The sequence below is a fragment of the Peribacillus sp. NPDC096448 genome, assembly GCF_044762675.1.
In the GTDB taxonomy this organism is placed as follows: domain Bacteria; phylum Bacillota; class Bacilli; order Bacillales; family DSM-1321; genus Peribacillus; species Peribacillus frigoritolerans_B.
Genome location: NZ_JBIWEU010000002.1, coordinates 356,724 through 374,304 on the forward strand (window position 1 = coordinate 356,724; position 17,581 = coordinate 374,304).

The following is a 17,581-nucleotide window of genomic DNA, read 5'->3' on the forward strand; positions in this document are numbered from 1 at the left end:
CCAATTTATCATAATTGAAAGAAAGAAGATGAAGATATGAATGCTGATCAACATTCAAAAAAACTTAGCGACATTTCTTTTTCCGTTCTGGACCTAGCTTCTATTGTTGAGGGTGGTACAGTTTCGGGAGCTTTTAAAAATACAGTAGATTTAGCCAAGCATGTGGAGCAATGGAATTATAACCGGTTCTGGGTTGCAGAACACCATAGCATGCCTGGGATTGCAAGCTCTGCAACGTCAGTGCTTATAGGCTATGTGGCAGGAAAAACGGAAAGCATTCGCGTGGGTTCTGGCGGCATAATGCTGCCGAATCATGCACCGCTCGTTATTGCAGAACAATTTGGAACATTGGAAGCAATGTATCCTGGTAGAATAGATTTGGGACTTGGGCGAGCTCCGGGAAGCGACCAATATACGGCCATGGCACTCAGGGGTGATGTACGTAATAACGGTCAGGATTTTCCAGAACAATTGGCGCAGCTCCGTAGTTATTTGGATGCGGATTCTAAACATAATCGTGTGCGTGCCATCCCTGGGGAAGGACAGGACATTCCCATTTGGCTGCTTGGTTCAAGCGGCTTCAGTGCAGCATTATCAGCTCAGCTGGGATTGCCATTTTCATTTGCAAGCCATTTTTCCCCTGAAAATACCCAACCAGCTTTAGCTCGTTACCGTAATAATTTCCAACCATCCGATGTTCTCGATAAACCTTATGTCATGGTTGGTGTCAATGTTTTTGCAGCCGATTCTTCGGAAGAAGCACAAAGGATTGCTACATCTTATCAACAGCAATTCTTGAATTTGATCCGTAATACACCAGGACAACTTGCTCCTCCAGTTGATACGATGGAAGGCCTTTGGACAGAATATGAAAAGGCCATTGTCATGAAACAACTTAATGCCTCCATTATAGGAAACCCGGAAGAGGTAAAAGAGCAGTTGCAGACCTTTTTAGATGAAACCCAGGCGGATGAAATGATTATAAACTCTGCCATTTATGATCAGGATGCACGCCTTCGTTCTTATGAAATCATTGCAGAGGTTACTGGAATGAAATAAGTGTCAAAGAATGAGCTTGCAGATTCCGTGTCTGCAAGCTTTTTTGTAAAATACATACCGATTTACTTCATAAACAAAGTTAGGAGAGAGTAATGAAACGAGAAGATCCTTTATCCTTAATATTTCACTTCACAGATAAACAAGGTGATAGCAGGCCTCTATATTTTGCGAACCCGAAAAAAGTGATCACCGCCCATTCAATTGAGGATGTCCTTCCCCAATTCCAAAAAGTCCAGGAAGCGATCGAACAGGGGCATTATGCAGCGGGATATGTTTCCTATGAAGCGGCACCTGCTTTTGAAAAATCTTTTAAAGTAAAAGATGGAGCCCAAATGCCATTATTATGGTTCGGGATTTTTGATAAACCGGACGAGGAAATACCTGAAAAAATGACCGGGGCATTTAATTTAGCTGAATGGCAATCAGAAACGGATTCAAATACCTATCGTTCCGGATTTCAAAGAATAAAATCAGAAATCAAGAAAGGGAATACATATCAAGTCAATTATACGATGCGTTTGCAATCCCAGTTCGAAGGAGATGACTTCGCTTTTTTTGAACGTTTGAAAAGAGCTCAACGCTCGAACTATAGTGCCTATTTGAATGTGGGTACACATCGAATCCTATCGGCTTCACCCGAGTTGTTTTTTCGTTGGGAAGATGGTCAGCTGATTACCCGGCCAATGAAGGGGACGGTAAAGCGGGGAACGACACTGAAATTGGATCAGCTCAATGCAGAATGGTTAGCAGCCTCGGAAAAGAATCAAGCCGAAAATTACATGATTGTGGATCTGCTCAGAAATGATTTGGGAATGATTGCGGAACCAGGAAGTGTCGAGGTTCCACAGCTTAAGGCAATTGAAAAATATCCGACCGTTTGGCAAATGACATCCACGATTACAGCCGATACGAATCCAGGAACAACAATCATTGATATATTCAAGGCCCTTTTTCCTTGTGGATCGATAACAGGGGCGCCTAAAATTAAAACGATGGAGATCATCGCTGATATCGAGAATTCACCACGTGAAGTTTATTGCGGTGCAATCGGGTTCATCACTCCTGAATCCGAAGCCGTTTTTAATGTGCCGATTCGTACGGTCGTGATCGATAAGGAAACAGGGAAAGCCGAGTATGGGGTAGGCGGGGGGATCACTTGGGATTCCGAGTTATCGGAAGAATATGACGAAGCCTTTTTAAAAGCCAAATTATTGACGGTGGAAAGGCCTGCTTACAAACTATTGGAATCGATAAAGCTCAGCGATGGCGAATATTATTTGTTGAATGATCATATCGACCGGATGAAACGATCCGCTGAGTACTTCGATTACCGATTCTCTGAATTACATCTTAGAGATCGGCTCCAAAAGTATGCGGAATTAAACCACGGGGCGTTGCAAAAGGTAAGGGTATTACTACAAGAAAATGGTGAAATTGAAGTCTCCGGACAACCAATCAAGCCCCTTGATCCAGAATTTACGGCCATATTGGCTGAAGCTCCAATATCAAGTGCAAATCCATTTCTATTTCATAAAACCACCAATCGTGATGTATATGAAGGCTTTCAAATGAATAATCCCGACTTCCAGGATATTCTGCTTTGGAATGAAGAAGGATTCATCACGGAATTCACGAATGGAAATGTAGTGGTGAAGATAAATGGTGACCTCTATACCCCCCCGGTGGAAGCAGGTCTGCTTGCTGGAACATTTCGTCAAGAATTGATCAGGAAGAAGGAAATCAAGGAAAAACCCATTTCAAAAGCTGACCTCAATAACGCTGAGGAAATTTGGTTCATTAATAGTGTGCGAGGGAAATTAAAAGTGGATTTAACTTTCTAAGCTGATTATTCGTAAAAAAGTGAAAATTGTAATCTTTATTGCAGTTTGTTGAGATATAGTAGATGATGAATACTACTTTCTGGGAGGGACTGCTGTGGAGATGCATAAAATCGCAGGTTTATCGATTATCGAATTGAAAGCGCAAGACCCTATACTTACTAATTTGATGGAAATGAATGAAGTCTTCTGGACGAATCCGCATTACGGTAACAAACAAGAAAATCCAATCGTCCAAGCTGAACAAGTTAAATCGGCAGAAGAAAGATTAAATAGATTCGCCAATTATATAATTAAAGCATTTCCAGAAACCGAACCAATGAAGGGGATCATTGAATCACCACTAGTCGAGATTCCATTTATGCAAAAAAACTTGGAAAAATCCTATGGAACTAAAATGGCTGGGAAACTTTTGCTGAAATGTGACAGTCATTTACCTATATCTGGTTCCATCAAGGCACGCGGAGGTATTTATGAGGTCTTAAAACGTGCTGAGGAAATAGCAATGAAGCATGGTGGTTTAAAGCGGACTGATAATTATGGAGTACTTGCGAATGATGAATATAAGGAGCTTTTTTCAAAATATTCGATTGCTGTCGGTTCAACCGGCAATTTAGGAATGAGTATTGGAATAATAAGCGCTAAGCTGGGATTTAAAGTAACGGTCCATATGTCTGCAGATGCCAAACAGTGGAAAAAGGATAAATTAACAAGTCTTGGTGTCGTTGTAAAGGAATATGATGATGATTATAGTAAAGCTGTAGAAGAAGGCCGTAAAGAAGCATCATTTGATCCAAATTGCCATTTTATTGATGATGAAAATTCGGTGGATTTGCTGCTGGGATATGCAACGGCTGCAACTCGCCTGAAGAAACAACTGAAAGATTTGTCCATTACAGTAGACGAAGATCACCCTTTGTTTGTGTACTTACCATGCGGAGTCGGCGGCGGGCCCGGCGGCATAACATATGGGCTCAAGTTAGCCTTTGAAGATGATGTACATTGTTTTTTTGCAGAGCCGACACATTCACCATGCATGACGCTCGGATTGATGACAGGACTTCATGACAAAGTCTCGGTGCAGGACTTTGGTATCGATAATAAGACGGAAGCGGACGGTCTTGCCGTTGGAAGGCCTTCAGCATTGGTTTCCAGTATGATGACGACCATGTTAAGCGGCAGCTATACCATAGAGGATAGAAGGTTATTCGAACTGCTCAGGGAAATGGCAGAGACGGAAGGTCATTATTTAGAGCCATCTGCCCTAGCAGGAGCATTTGGTCCGATACAACTTTTGTCAGCTCCTGGAGGAAGGGAATATCTTATGGATCAAAAACTGCTGGATAAAATGAACCGGTCCACACATATCATCTGGGCGACCGGCGGGAGCATGGTACCGAAGGATATGATGGAACAGTATTTATCTAAAAGCTAAAAAAATCCCACAAGAGTGAAATTCTCAGACTGCAGGCAAACTCGAAGGAAAGCGAGTTTGCCTGCAGATTTTATTTAAAAACCGTCTCAGTTAACTTCAGGCGAAGCAGTCTGTCGTCCTAAAACGTGCTTTATTCGACCATCCAGAATTTTTTGACCGTCAACGCATTATTCGGATTCCGGAACATACATGTTGCGGTACACATTATGATTCCGTTCCCTTTCGGTCGACGTCAAACGGGGCCTTGGACCCAGACATTCAGTGGGAGTGAAGCAAATTTCTTCATTTCACTCAAACTAAAGAAGTTCACGACAGTGAACTTCTTTTTCTTTATAAACCCCATGAGTTCAATAAAAGGTGAATAGCTTTTTCCAATTCGGATTCAGGGATCCCTGCAAAGCCCAATATGATTTTTGGAGAGTGTTCCTCAATTTTTTCGATTGAATATGTCGATAGTCCATAAATTTTAATATGATTTTCCTTTGCCTTTTGAATAAGTGTCTGTTCATTCATGCCGTTCTTAACGATGAGGACGATATGCAATCCTGACCGTTCACCAATGATCTTTATTTGTTGATGGGGTTTAAACAGATCGATCACTTTATCCAACTTGCGACGGTAAACTTTCCGCATGCGATTCAAATGCTTTTCGAAATCCCCTTCCTTCATGAACTGTGTCAACACATGTTGATCAATCCGAGAAACGGTTGAATGGTAAAAAGACAATTCCTGTTGATGCATTTGTAACAATGGAGCGGGAAGAACCATATAACTGATCCGAATTGATGGCATCAATGATTTGGAAAATGACCCTAAATAAATCACCTTATCACCAGCATCCATACTTTGTAAGGAAGGAATTGTTTTTCCACTATAACGAAATTCACTATCATAATCGTCTTCGATAATATAGCGGTTTGCTGCACCTTGAGCCCAGTTCAACAATCGCGTCCGTCTGTTAACGGATAGGATCGTCCCATTGGGGAAGTGATGTGAGGGTGTGACATACACGACGTCGATCTTTGAATCTTCAATTTGGTTCACCTTTACGCCTTCTTCATCAATTTGCAGTGGATGGACTTCATTTGGGTAGCTGCGTAAAATCCGGTGAATCAAGTGGTATCCAGGATCTTCAACACCATAAATCGCATTTTTATCGAAAAGAAGGACAAGCTGCTGCAATAAGATTTCCATTCCTGCACCAATGATGATCTGTTCGGGAACGCATTGTACACCACGTGCATGATACAAATAATGGGCGATTTCACATCGTAATTCATATTCCCCTTGATTATCCCCTAGTAAAAGAAGATCTTGATGCGATTCATCGATTTTGCTTTTCATGTATTTTCTCCATTTTTCAAATGGGAAGTGTTCCGTGTCAATTTGGCTGGGATGAAAATGATACAGCAATTCCCCTTCTTTATGATTGCTTTTTTCCAAGGATACTTGGCTAGTTTGTGTATATTCCAAATCCTCGAATGTTTGAATATAGTACCCTTTTCTTGGTATGACTTCTACGTATCCCTCAGCAGTCAATTGTTCATATGCAGTCTCGACAGTATTTTGACTTATTTGAAGGAACTCTGCCAATTTCCGTTTGGAAGGGAGCTTCGTGCCGAAAAGAAGACGGCCATCTATGATTTCTTTTTTAATATGTGAATATAATTGTTCATACAAAGGTACTTCACTTAACCGATTTAAATCACAAGAAAGCATATTCATTTTGTTTCCACCTTTTAGAGAAATTTATTGCTGACACCATTAAATTTATTAAAACTGACACTTTCAATGCGGTCAACTATTTTTTATACTAAATCTAACAAATCTAAAAAATGCAAATATTAGGGGGAAGAGAAATGGAAAAATTATTAGGTACTGACACAGTAAAAAGAGGAATGGCACAAATGCAAAAGGGTGGCGTAATTATGGACGTCATTAACGCAGAACAAGCAAAAATCGCAGAAGCATCAGGTGCTGTCGCTGTCATGGCATTGGAAAGGGTTCCTTCCGACATCCGTGCGGCTGGCGGGGTAGCTAGAATGGCAGATCCGCGAATTGTCGAGGAAGTAATGAATGCAGTGTCCATCCCGGTCATGGCTAAAGCAAGGATTGGCCATATTGTTGAATCAAGGGTCCTGGAATCCATGGGAGTCGATTATATCGATGAAAGTGAAGTGCTGACTCCTGCTGATGAAGAATACCATATTCTAAAAAGTGATTTCACAGTACCTTTCGTTTGTGGCTGCCGTGATTTAGGCGAAGCTGCACGCCGTATTGGTGAAGGAGCATCAATGCTTCGTACAAAAGGAGAACCAGGTACGGGTAATATTGTGGAAGCCGTGCGTCATATGAGAAAGGTACAGTCACAAATTCGTAAAGTGAGCATCATGAGTGATGATGAATTAATGACAGAGGCAAAAAATATTGGAGCTCCATTTGAAATTCTAAGAGAAATCAAACGCACAGGTAAATTGCCGGTAGTTAACTTTGCAGCTGGCGGAATTGCTACTCCAGCAGATGCAGCATTGATGATGGAATTGGGAGCAGATGGCGTTTTCGTTGGGTCCGGTATTTTTAAATCTGAAAATCCGGAAAAATTCGCATCAGCAATCGTTCAAGCGACTACATATTTCACCGATTATGAGTTGATTGGCAAGTTGTCCAAAGAATTGGGCAGTGCAATGAAAGGCATTGATATTTCCAAACTAGCTCCGGCAGAACGGATGCAGGAACGTGGATGGTAATATGATAACGATCGGTGTTTTAGGATTACAGGGAGCGGTTGAAGAACACTTGAACCAAATCAAAGCTGCCGGCGAACAAGCGATTATAGTAAAAAAACCGGAACAGTTGCGGGAAATCGATGGCTTGATCATTCCAGGCGGAGAAAGCACGACGATGAGGAAGCTAATGGATCGTTATGGATTTATGGAACCGATCAAAACTTTCTTCGAAGGTAAAAAACCTATTTTCGGTACATGTGCTGGGATGGTATTGGCGGCCAATGAATTGACTGGCGATGAGGAGGCCTATCTCGGACTAATGGACATTTCCGTGAAAAGGAACGGATTTGGACGTCAACGGGAAAGTTTCGAGGCTGACCTATCCATCAAAGGAATGGAAGACCCTTATAAGGCAGTATTCATCCGGGCGCCATTTGCTGATGAAGTTGGAGAAGGTGTAGAAGTATTGGCTGTTTATGAAGAGAATGTAGTGGCTGCGAGACAAGACCATGTCCTCGTAAGTGCATTTCATCCAGAATTAACAGGTGATGGTCGCTTCCTTCAACTTTTCATTGAAATGGTGAAGACATCCGTAAGTAAGGTCGAATTGAAAACCTGCTAAACAAATGAAGCTGTCCTATTAATAGGACAGCTTTACTTTTGAAAGCTCAAAACTCTATAAAAATACATATTGCTTGAATTTACTATTCTTTACTTTTATAATAAATAAGTAAGTGATCACTTACTTATTTGAAATGGGAATGTATATGACAGCAAGAGTTGCAATTATTACAGGGGGAGCAAGCGGTATAGGCCGAGCCACATGCCTGAAATTCGCAGCAAAAGGGGACAAGGTCGTTGTTGCGGATTTTAATGAAGAAATGGGTCGGGAAACCGTTGATCAGATAACAGCTAATGGCGGAGTGGCCATTTATGTTAAAACGGATGTTTCTAAGCAGGAAGATGTTGAATCGTTAATCAATAAAGCAGTGGAAACATACGGAAGGCTCGATATCATGTTTAATAATGCCGGCATTGGTGCGGGCGGTATGATCCTAGACCAAGATATGGAAGGTTACTACAAAACGATTGGAGTGAACCAGCACGGAGTGGCCTTTGGAATCATGGCAGCAGGATGGAAAATGAAGGAACTGGGTAACAAGGGAGTCATTATAAATACCGCTTCTGTGTTTGGCTACTTAGCTTCACATGGGACTTTTGCCTATCAGGCGACTAAAGGCGCTGTAAGAATGATGACACAGACAGCAGCTTTGGAATTGGGTGCTTATGGCATACGCGTTGTGGGCATTGCGCCGGGCGGGGTTGACACTCCTATCATACAAGGTTATAAAGACATGGGAATCATCGATAAATTGAATGCAAGTCAAATGCGCGGTGAATTGATTAAGCCAGAAGCCATTGCAAATCCCGTTTATCTATTATCGTTAGAGGAAGCGGATGCGATCAATGGAAGTGTAGTCATGGTCGATGATGGCTATGCATCTTTTAAGTGATATTCATAAATAGAAAACATCGTCCCAACCAGACGATGTTTTCTATTTATGATATATGGGAATATTGAATTCTAATAGATCAAAGGTAATATTGACCGATTGATACCAGCGATATATCATGGGAAATAGATGGGTGAAACCGGTCTTATCTTTATAAAAGAAGGTTGATATTTTTGAAAAAAGGGCAGCAAACCAAAGAACGAATCATAAATGTAGCCCGGACTCTTTTTGCCACTAAAGGTTTTGACATGACAAGAACGAATGAAATTGCCTCTGCATGCAATGTTTCCGAAGCTACTATTTACAAATACTTTGACAGCAAAAAAGATTTGCTTTTGGCTACAATTACCCCTAATGAAAAAGATGAATCCGAAGATGGGGCTAGCCATCTATCCACGGATGATCTAGTGGAGAATCATGTTACCACCATGATAAAAAAAATTCTTGAAAATAAAGAACAGTTTTCGATATTATTTAGGGAAACACAATTCGATCAAGATATTTCAAAGCAATATGTAGATCAGATTTTCAAGCCAAATGCCAGGCATATTGAAATACAGAAGAGAATAGATAGCGGAGAGATACAATATATCTCTGATATTATTTTATTTAATGTAGGGATCATTTCTTTCACATTGGCTTTATCTACACATTATGAGATCCATCAACAAAAAAAGGAGCCATATTTTACTTCTGAACGAATTAAGAGCATTGCTCAACTTTTGGTATATGGTATTCATGGGAAACAGAATCATACATAATGAAACGGTCATATTTAAGGGCATGAGCATCAAGCCGTAAATATGACCGTTTCTTTTTTCATTAAGAGTAGATGTCCAGAGTGTAAGATTTGACTTATATTTTTCAGACAATTACGATAAATGTATACTTCACGAAATGCTTTAAGAAAATTTTATCTGGAAATCATGTAACATTGGAGGGTATCAAATGAGCGATATCGTGATTTTATCAGGAAGTCCGGCTATTCCATCAAGAACGGACATTTCACTAAAACATATTCAATCATTAGTCGAAAATGCAGGATTTACTACAGCTTATTTCTCGATTACGGATTTCACAGCAGATGATTTATTCCAAGGGAAATATAATAGCGAGGATATCTCAAAGCTTTCAGAGAGAATTCAAGCAGCCAGAGGAGTCATTATAGGTTCACCGGTTTATAAGGCTTCTTATACAGGTGTATTGAAAGCCTTGATTGATTTGCTGCCAGAAGGTGCTTTTAAGGGTAAGCCGGTGCTGCCAATCATGATTGGTGGAAGTAACAGGCATCTATTGGCGATTGACTATGCGCTTAAACCATTAATTTCAATATTAAAAGGCGAGCCGCTGCAGGGGATTTATTTTGTTGATAAGGAAATAGATAAACAGAATCCAGAAAACCCGATCAATGATTTGCATTTAATTGATCGCGTCCAGAGTCAGGTTCAAGAATTTGTAGAAGCGATACAGTTAAGAAATTAATGACTTAAATAAATTAATTCCTTCTATAAAAAGACTGAACCCTAGATATTTTTTTTAGAATAACACGAGTCAATAATAGGCCTATTAATGAAAATAGACTCATTTTTTTGGAGACTTTATCTAAAAAGACGAGTCTATTTTCGTATTTATATGAACATAAAATCATAAATTGAATAGTGTGTATAAAAATAACAGTTCATCCATAATATTAAACCAAGTTATTTTATAAGAAAACTCCATTGACAAGGATTAAATATATGTTAATATTTAAAATAATAAAACTTATCCAGAGCGACGGAGGGAATTGGCCCTTTGAAGTCCAGCAACCTGCATGATGGATGCAAGGTGCTACCTCCAACAAAATGTTGATCATTTTGGAAGATAAGGTAAAGATATTTACCTTGCGATCTTTCCATCATGGAAAGATTTTTGTTTTTTGTGAAAATTTTAGGCAGACCATAACAATGTAAGGTTGTATGGAATTATATAAATCTAAGAAATTTAAAATAAAAAATTCGCGGATTTTCTTAAAGGAGGAACTGGTTTGGATAAAGAGAATCAGCTTGAAGAAATTTTTGAACGACTTCAAGAAATGCTTAATTCAATGAAATATGGATCCATTACACTTATTGTCCAGGATGGTAAAATCATTCAAATGGAAAGAAATGAAAAACTAAGAATTAAATAAGGTATCTGCTGACTAGAAAAACTAGAGGCGGGTTTAACTGATATAAAGAGAGTATTGGTTAGATTCGTCTCTTTTTCCTAGATTCAAATAACCCGGGGAATATTACAACGGGAATTGATCAACAGTTACTCTAACCTGATACAGCAAGTTTTTAGAGGGGGCTACAAAGTTGGCTGCATTAATAAACTATGAAAATTTCAATACAGGGGACTTCCCTGTATTTCCTGAAGGCAGTGAGACAAAAGGTGCTTTGGAAGTTCTGCAATGGGCGAATGACCATTACGGAGACAAACTGATTTATGCTTGCAGTTTTGGTATTGAAGGCATCGTGCTTACGGATTTATTGGCGAAGGTCAATCCTTCGGCAAAAATAGTTTTCCTTGATACAGATGTTCATTTTGAGGAAACTTACCAATTGATCGAGGAAGTGAAGAAGCGATATCCGAAGCTTTTGATCGAAATGAAGAAACCTGACTTGACGCTTGAGGAACAAGCGGCGGAATATGGGGATGAATTATGGCTTAGAGATTCCAATAAGTGCTGTAACATCCGTAAAATCATTCCGCTAACTGATGTGCTTTCAACAGCAACAGCCTGGCTTTCGGGACTGCGGAGGGAGCAATCCGAAACAAGGGCTAAGACCGAGTATATCAATAAGGATAATAAGTTCAAATCAGTTAAAATATGCCCACTCATACATTGGACATGGAAAGATGTTTGGCGCTATGCCCACAAAAATGGACTTCCATATAATGTTCTGCATGATAATGGATATCCGAGCATTGGATGTAAAACGTGTACTGCACCTGCCTTCAATGCAGATGATTTACGGTCAGGCCGTTGGCAAGGAGCTCAAAAAACGGAATGCGGATTGCATTTATCTTAAATAAATAGATACCATAGGGGGAAATTAGCATGACAATCAGTATACCGCACGGAGGAACATTAATCGATCTTTGGGAACCAAAATATGATTTTAGTAAAATAACGAAGTCAATCGAAATCGATGAAATTGCTTTAAGCGATCTTGAATTGATAGGCACTGGTGCCTACAGCCCGATTAAAGGATTCTTTACAAAAAGTGACTATGATACAGTGGTAAAGGATATGAGGCTTAGCAGCGGACATGTATGGAGCATCCCGATTACGCTGCCTTTGACCGAAGAAACTGCAGAAAGCCTCACTATAGGTGAAGAAGTAACATTAACCCATGAAGGTGAAACATACGGGGTTCTCTCCGTTTCCGATATTTACACTCCAGATAAGCAATTGGAAGCTACATTGGTATATCAAACAGATGATGAGAAGCATCCTGGAGTGAAAAATTTATATAACCGCGGGGATGTATATGTCGGCGGGGAAATAAAGTTGATCAAGAGAATAGAGCGTCCGCTATTTCAAGCTCATTATTTGGACCCAGTCGAGACAAGGAAGGCTTTCGCTGAAAAAGGATGGGAAACGGTTGTCGGTTTCCAAACGAGGAACCCTGTTCACCGTGCACATGAATATATTCAAAAGACAGCATTGGAGATCGTCGACGGCTTATTCTTAAATCCTCTCGTTGGTGCCACTAAATCAGATGACATTCCGGCAGATGTAAGAATGGAAAGCTATAAAGTGCTGCTTGATAAATATTATCCTAAGGATCGCGTCTCCCTTGCAGTTTTCCCTGCTGCCATGCGTTATGCAGGACCTAGAGAAGCCATTTTCCATGCGATGGTCCGTAAAAATTATGGTTGCACCCATTTTATCGTCGGACGTGATCATGCGGGTGTGGGCGATTATTATGGCACATACGATGCTCAAAAAATCTTCGGGAATTTTAACGCAGATGAGTTAGGAATCACGCTATTATTCTTTGAACATAGTTTTTACTGTAAAGCATGTGGCAATATGGCTTCCGCTAAAACTTGTCCGCATGGCAAGGAAGACCATGTCATCCTGTCTGGAACGAAGGTAAGGGAAATGTTGCGTAATGGAGAAATTCCTCCAGCAACCTTTAGCCGTAAGGAAGTCATCGAGGTGTTGATCGAAGGTCTTAAAAAAAATGAAGTTTATAACTGATTGGACATAAATGGAAGGGTCACATGAAGAGGGGGATTATCAAATGAGTAAAAGTACGAATGTCACATGGCATGAGACGTCATTGACCAAGGAGCACCGACGGAAGCAGAACGGGCATGAAAGCACGGTTCTATGGTTTACAGGACTATCGGGGTCCGGAAAATCAACGATTGCAAACGCGGTCGCTAAAGAGTTATACAATCGGAATATTCGAAGTTATGTTTTGGATGGTGATAATATCCGCCACGGCTTAAATAAAGATTTAGGTTTTTCTGAAGAGGATAGAACGGAGAATATTAGAAGGATCGGTGAGGTATCCAAGTTATTCGTGGATAGTGGGCAGTTCGTATTGACCGCTTTCATATCACCTTTCAGGGCAGATCGGCAGATTGTACGTGATTTACTCGAAGAAGGGGAGTTTATTGAAGTATACATAAAGTGTCCGATCGAAGAGTGCGAAGTGCGTGATCCAAAAGGGCTTTATGACAAGGCCCGTAAAGGCATCATTAAAGATTTTACCGGAATCGACTCTCCATACGAAGAACCTGAACGACCGGAAATCATTTTAGAATCCGACCAATACAGCATTGAAGAGTGCGTTGAACAGGTAATCGGCTATTTGACAGCAAAGAAAGCGATTTAATCAAGGAGGAAATGTAATGGTTTACGAAAAATTTTGGTCGGAAAATCCACTAATCGCTAAAAATAAAACGGAAATCTGGAAATTGGAAAAAGACGGCTTGAAGATATTTGATGATATTCCACATTACGCAGCAAATGGTTTTGATTCCATCCCTAAAGAGAAATGGGATATGTTCAAATGGGCAGGTCTATACCTGCAACGGCCTAAAGAAGCTGGTTATTGGATGATGCGAGTCGTTATTCCCGGAGGTATCCTGACTTATGATCAACAAATAACTCTAGCTAACATCGCTAAAGATTACGGGAGGGATGTATATGACATTACAACCCGTCAAGCCATTCAATTCCACTGGCTGACCATCGAACAAGTCCCGGATATCTTGAGTCGTTTGGAAAAGGTTGGATTGACTACGGCTGGTGCTTGTGGTGATATAACACGTAATATCATCGGTAATGCACTGGCAGGCATCGATCCTGATGAACTTTTTGATACACGCGAGGTACTTTATGATGTATTTGAGTATTTCCGCCTTAACGAAGACTATTCGAACCTTCCGAGGAAATATAAAATGTCCATAAGTGCCAATATCCATAATGCTTCAAATGCTGAAATCAACTGTGTTTCATTCAATCCAGCCACTAAAGAAATTGATGGGGTAACGGAAGTTGGTTTTCATGTTAAAGTAGGCGGGGGGCTTTCCTCCGTCCCGATGCTGGCAGAGGAACTTGATTTATTCATTTTACCTGAAAAAACAGTGGAAGTGGCGGCCGCCATCACGACGATATTCCGCGACTTTGGGTACCGTGAAAAGCGTCATCGCTCGCGATTGAAATTCCTTGTCGCTGACTGGGGCCCTGAACAATTCAAGGAAAAATTGCTGGAATACACCGGTCCGCTTCCTGAAAAGGGAGAAAGTGCGGTGAAGGGATGGAATGCAGGGTATTTCTACGGCATCCATAAACAAAAGCAAGATGGTCTGAACTATGTTGGAGTCAACATACCAGTTGGTCGTCTAAATCCAGACGAAGTGATTGAGTTTGCCGAACTTGCAAAAAAATATGGAAATGGTGAAATCCGTAACTGTAATTCTCAAAATCTAATCATTCCCAATGTGCCGGATGCTAAACTTGAGGAATTAAAGCAGGAAGCCATCTTCGAAAGATTTCCATATCAACCAAAGAAATTCATTGGTTATTCCGTTTCTTGTACAGGCATCGAGTATTGCAACCTGGCGCTCGTGGAAACGAAAAACCGAATGAGGACCATTTCTGAATCACTGGACAAGGAAATAGAACTTGATGTACCTGTAAGGATGCATATGGTCGGCTGTCCGAATAATTGCGGTCAAAGAGCCATCGCCGAAATAGGGCTGCAAGGCATAAAAATGAAAAACCAGGATAAAAAGATGGTCGAGGCTTTTGAAATATACGTTGGAGGAACGCTGAATGAGGGCGGGAAGTTCAATGAAAAACTTAAAGGAAAAGTGGAAGCTGAACAGCTCCATCAAGTTTTGAAAGAAATGATCCTATTTTTCAAAGAAACAAAACTTCTATCCGAAACCTTCCTCGATTTTGTGGAAAGGGTAGGGGTAGACGAATTACAACGTAAACTTGATGATATATTAGCGGAAGTGGCCGTTTAATAGGGGAAGGTAAGCATTTCATGAATCTATACCGTTTTGAAGTCACTATCAAGGAAAAACCAATTCATGTCATCATTGTTGCCGATTCAGATGAAAAGGCGTTTGAACTTGTTGATATCGAGCTGGAAAAGCATTATTTGAAAATGCCTGAAGTGGATGACATCTCACTATATGAAAAAAGGAAAATTAAAAATGGAGCAGGTTTCGTTTTATCGGAATTCGAAACAATTCTCTAAGGGAAGGCAGGATGCAAAAATGGGGAAAGTATATCTAGTAGGAGCCGGTCCCGGAGATCCAGATTTAATTACATTAAAAGGATTAAAATGCATCCAAGAAGCTGATGTCATTTTATATGATCGACTTGTCAATAAAGAACTTTTGAATCATGCAAAAGACGGTGTCGAGCTGATTAATTGCGGGAAACTGCCGGATTATCATTTGTTGCAGCAGGATACCATCAATCGGTTCCTCGTTAAATATGCAAAAAAGGGAAAAATAGTCACCCGCTTGAAAGGCGGCGATCCATTCGTCTTTGGAAGAGGCGGTGAGGAAGCGGAAGCCCTTGCCCAAAATGGCGTGAGCTTTGAAATCGTACCAGGAATTACGGCTGGAATCGCTGCTGCAGCCTATGCGGGAATTCCAGTTACACATAGGGACCATGCTTCATCATTTGCAATTGTTACCGGTCATCGGAAAAAAGATGAAGAGGATAATATCAAGTGGAAATCCCTTGCAAAAGGAATCGATACATTAGCCATTTATATGGGTGTTAAAAACCTGCCATATATTCAAGGAAAACTTTTGGAACATGGAAAAAGCCCAGAGACTCCGGTAGCCCTTATTCATTGGGGTACATTAACAACGCAAAAAACAGTTGTCAGTACATTGGCTAAAGTAGTGGAAACCGCCAATAACGAACAAATTTCGAACCCTTGCATGATAGTCGTGGGAGATGTCGTCAATTTACGGGAAAAAATCAAATGGTTTGAAGGAAAACAAACCGAAAATTTGTTGGCGAATGAGGCCTTTTAATGGAAGCCATTTTATATATTTGCCATGGCAGCCGTGTTAAAGAAGCTTCAGCCCAAGCCATTGATTTTATTAAAGTTTGTATGCAAGCACAGCCCTATTCCATTCAAGAGTATTGCTTCTTGGAATTGGAAACCCCTACGATTGAAGAGGCCTACGAACGATGCATCCAAAAAGGTGCGACGAGAATATTGGCCATTCCAGTTCTATTGCTGACAGCTGTACATGCAAAACATGATATTCCAGTCATATTGAATAAAATGAAAGAACGGTATCCTGCAGTTGACTTGAAATACGGAAGGCCGATTGGTGTCAGTGAGAAAATGGTTGACATTTTAGTGGAACGGTTGGAGGAAACAAATGCAAGTGTTACGGAGGATTCCTTGGTTTTATTGGTTGGAAGGGGCAGCAGTGATCCCGACGTGAAAAGGGATTTGTCTCGATTGGCCGATTTGCTAAGGAGCAGGTTTCCAAAAATCCGGGTGCAAGAGTGTTATTTGACAGCTGCCACACCAAGCTTTGGAGAAGCATTGGAATTTGCAGAGGAATCTCGATCAAACCAAGTATTTATCATTCCTTACCTATTGTTTACCGGTCTCTTAATGGAGTCGATTGAAAATAGTATGAAAAAGCTCCAAAAAAAGGGGAAGCAAAAAATCATACTTTGCCGATATTTAGGTTATCACCCAAAGATTGAACAAGCAATATCGGAACGAATTCATGAAGTGAGTGGGGAGGGAGCCTATGTATCCAATTACGCTTAATATCGAGAACAGAAAGTGTGTCATCATCGGCGGTGGTAAAATAGCTTACTTTAAAGCGGGCCCCTTATTGGAAGCTGGTGCTGAAGTTACCGTCGTAAGCCCCGAAATATGCACAGGTTTTCAACTGTTGGAGAAAGAAGGTAAGATTCGGGTCTTACTTAAAGAAGTGGAAGAAACTGACTATAAAGATGCATTTTTAATCATTGTTGCTACCAATTCTACTGAAGTAAATGAACGAGTTTACGAGAACGTATCCGAAAGTCAGTTGGTTAACGTAATCAGCAATCATGAGTTGGGTAATTTTCATATACCGGCCACATTGAATAGAGGCATGCTTTCCATAAGTGTTTCTACCAATGGAGCAAGTCCAACGCTCGCAAAAAAAATACGGAATGACCTAGGTAAAGTATATGATGAATCATATGAAGAATATCTTGAATTCCTTTTTGAAGCAAGAATGATTATAAAGAATGGGTCATTTTCAAAAGAAGAAAAGTCTAAATTATTGAAAGATTCAATCGAGGATATTTATAAATATTCCTTAAAAGAAAGATATCGTTTTTTAGCTAGGCTTTTACCAGTAGAAGCTGAAGAAAATATATCATTGGGCTGATCAGAAAAACTGAAGGCACCTAACCAACATGTCATTTCATTTTGGTTAGGTGCCTCTTTGTGTCTTAAAGGAAATCTAAATGAT

General features: G+C 40.4%; 18 protein-coding genes and 1 riboswitch. Of the genes, 17 read left to right on the plus strand and 1 reads right to left on the minus strand.

Translation table 11 applies throughout. The features are described from left to right. Nucleotides 1-36 precede the first annotated feature (36 nt). The 3 genes from ACIQ0C_RS05570 (at nucleotide 37) to ACIQ0C_RS05580 (ending at nucleotide 4,332) form a co-directional block, all read left to right on the plus strand. Nucleotides 37-1,059: an LLM class flavin-dependent oxidoreductase gene (locus ACIQ0C_RS05570; RefSeq protein WP_403057822.1), complete on the plus strand. Its 1,023-nt coding sequence runs from the start codon at nucleotides 37-39 to the stop codon at nucleotides 1,057-1,059. A gap of 92 nt (nucleotides 1,060-1,151) precedes the next feature. After that, nucleotides 1,152-2,900 carry an aminodeoxychorismate synthase component I gene (gene pabB / locus ACIQ0C_RS05575; protein WP_403057825.1) on the plus strand — a complete coding sequence of 583 codons (1,749 nt, stop codon included), beginning with the start codon at nucleotides 1,152-1,154 and terminating at the stop codon, nucleotides 2,898-2,900. Nucleotides 2,901-3,000: 100 nt separating this feature from the next. Then, nucleotides 3,001-4,332, plus strand: coding sequence for a D-serine ammonia-lyase (locus ACIQ0C_RS05580; protein ID WP_403058100.1), 1,332 nt, complete (start codon nucleotides 3,001-3,003; stop codon nucleotides 4,330-4,332). A gap of 330 nt (nucleotides 4,333-4,662) precedes the next feature. Here the strand turns inward: ACIQ0C_RS05580 and pdxR are convergent, their stop codons facing one another. Continuing rightward, nucleotides 4,663-6,057 carry a MocR-like pyridoxine biosynthesis transcription factor PdxR gene (pdxR, locus tag ACIQ0C_RS05585; protein WP_403057828.1) on the minus strand — a complete coding sequence of 465 codons (1,395 nt, stop codon included), beginning with the start codon at nucleotides 6,055-6,057 and terminating at the stop codon, nucleotides 4,663-4,665. A gap of 134 nt (nucleotides 6,058-6,191) precedes the next feature. On the opposite strand from pdxR, the gene pdxS reads away from it, so the two are divergent. The 14 genes from pdxS to ACIQ0C_RS05655 all read left to right on the plus strand — a co-directional run bounded on the left by pdxS (nucleotide 6,192) and on the right by ACIQ0C_RS05655 (nucleotide 17,497). After that, on the plus strand, nucleotides 6,192-7,079 hold the full coding sequence (pdxS, locus tag ACIQ0C_RS05590; protein ID WP_402837333.1) for a pyridoxal 5'-phosphate synthase lyase subunit PdxS: 888 nt from the start codon (nucleotides 6,192-6,194) through the stop codon (nucleotides 7,077-7,079). Nucleotide 7,080: 1 nt separating this feature from the next. Continuing rightward, nucleotides 7,081-7,680 carry a pyridoxal 5'-phosphate synthase glutaminase subunit PdxT gene (gene pdxT / locus ACIQ0C_RS05595; protein WP_403058103.1) on the plus strand — a complete coding sequence of 200 codons (600 nt, stop codon included), beginning with the start codon at nucleotides 7,081-7,083 and terminating at the stop codon, nucleotides 7,678-7,680. 145 nt (nucleotides 7,681-7,825) lie between these two features. After that, nucleotides 7,826-8,572: an SDR family NAD(P)-dependent oxidoreductase gene (locus ACIQ0C_RS05600; RefSeq protein WP_403057831.1), complete on the plus strand. Its 747-nt coding sequence runs from the start codon at nucleotides 7,826-7,828 to the stop codon at nucleotides 8,570-8,572. Nucleotides 8,573-8,745: 173 nt separating this feature from the next. Further along, nucleotides 8,746-9,333 (plus strand): TetR/AcrR family transcriptional regulator, encoded by a 588-nt coding sequence (locus ACIQ0C_RS05605; protein ID WP_403057834.1) that lies wholly within the window; start codon nucleotides 8,746-8,748, stop codon nucleotides 9,331-9,333. 187 nt (nucleotides 9,334-9,520) lie between these two features. Then, nucleotides 9,521-10,054 (plus strand): NADPH-dependent FMN reductase, encoded by a 534-nt coding sequence (ssuE, locus tag ACIQ0C_RS05610; protein ID WP_249597777.1) that lies wholly within the window; start codon nucleotides 9,521-9,523, stop codon nucleotides 10,052-10,054. A gap of 279 nt (nucleotides 10,055-10,333) precedes the next feature. Next, nucleotides 10,334-10,442: riboswitch (SAM riboswitch) on the plus strand. A gap of 156 nt (nucleotides 10,443-10,598) precedes the next feature. Continuing rightward, a complete protein-coding gene (locus tag ACIQ0C_RS05615; RefSeq protein WP_072273036.1) occupies nucleotides 10,599-10,742 on the plus strand; it encodes a YezD family protein in 144 nt (47 codons plus the stop codon). Nucleotides 10,743-10,911: 169 nt separating this feature from the next. Continuing rightward, entirely contained in the window at nucleotides 10,912-11,628 is a 717-nt protein-coding gene (locus ACIQ0C_RS05620) for a phosphoadenylyl-sulfate reductase (RefSeq protein WP_402837324.1), read from the plus strand. A 29-nt stretch (nucleotides 11,629-11,657) separates the two neighbouring features. Then, nucleotides 11,658-12,806 (plus strand): sulfate adenylyltransferase, encoded by a 1,149-nt coding sequence (gene sat / locus ACIQ0C_RS05625; RefSeq protein ID WP_403057837.1) that lies wholly within the window; start codon nucleotides 11,658-11,660, stop codon nucleotides 12,804-12,806. 43 nt (nucleotides 12,807-12,849) lie between these two features. Further along, on the plus strand, nucleotides 12,850-13,449 hold the full coding sequence (gene cysC / locus ACIQ0C_RS05630; RefSeq protein ID WP_098185935.1) for an adenylyl-sulfate kinase: 600 nt from the start codon (nucleotides 12,850-12,852) through the stop codon (nucleotides 13,447-13,449). Between the two features lie 16 nt (nucleotides 13,450-13,465). Next, entirely contained in the window at nucleotides 13,466-15,091 is a 1,626-nt protein-coding gene (locus tag ACIQ0C_RS05635) for a nitrite/sulfite reductase (protein WP_403057840.1), read from the plus strand. A gap of 20 nt (nucleotides 15,092-15,111) precedes the next feature. Further along, nucleotides 15,112-15,327 (plus strand): DUF3906 family protein, encoded by a 216-nt coding sequence (locus ACIQ0C_RS05640; RefSeq protein WP_034306935.1) that lies wholly within the window; start codon nucleotides 15,112-15,114, stop codon nucleotides 15,325-15,327. A 19-nt stretch (nucleotides 15,328-15,346) separates the two neighbouring features. Next, the gene (gene cobA, locus ACIQ0C_RS05645; protein WP_403057843.1) at nucleotides 15,347-16,123 is read left to right on the plus strand and encodes a uroporphyrinogen-III C-methyltransferase; all 777 of its coding nucleotides are present in this window, start codon (nucleotides 15,347-15,349) and stop codon (nucleotides 16,121-16,123) included. Continuing rightward, nucleotides 16,123-16,884 (plus strand): sirohydrochlorin chelatase, encoded by a 762-nt coding sequence (locus tag ACIQ0C_RS05650; RefSeq protein ID WP_403057846.1) that lies wholly within the window; start codon nucleotides 16,123-16,125, stop codon nucleotides 16,882-16,884. The genes cobA and ACIQ0C_RS05650 overlap by 1 nt, the downstream gene beginning before the upstream one ends. Then, nucleotides 16,865-17,497 (plus strand): NAD(P)-binding protein, encoded by a 633-nt coding sequence (locus ACIQ0C_RS05655; RefSeq protein WP_403057849.1) that lies wholly within the window; start codon nucleotides 16,865-16,867, stop codon nucleotides 17,495-17,497. Before ACIQ0C_RS05650 ends, ACIQ0C_RS05655 begins: the two co-directional genes overlap by 20 nt. Nucleotides 17,498-17,581: the final 84 nt, after the last annotated feature.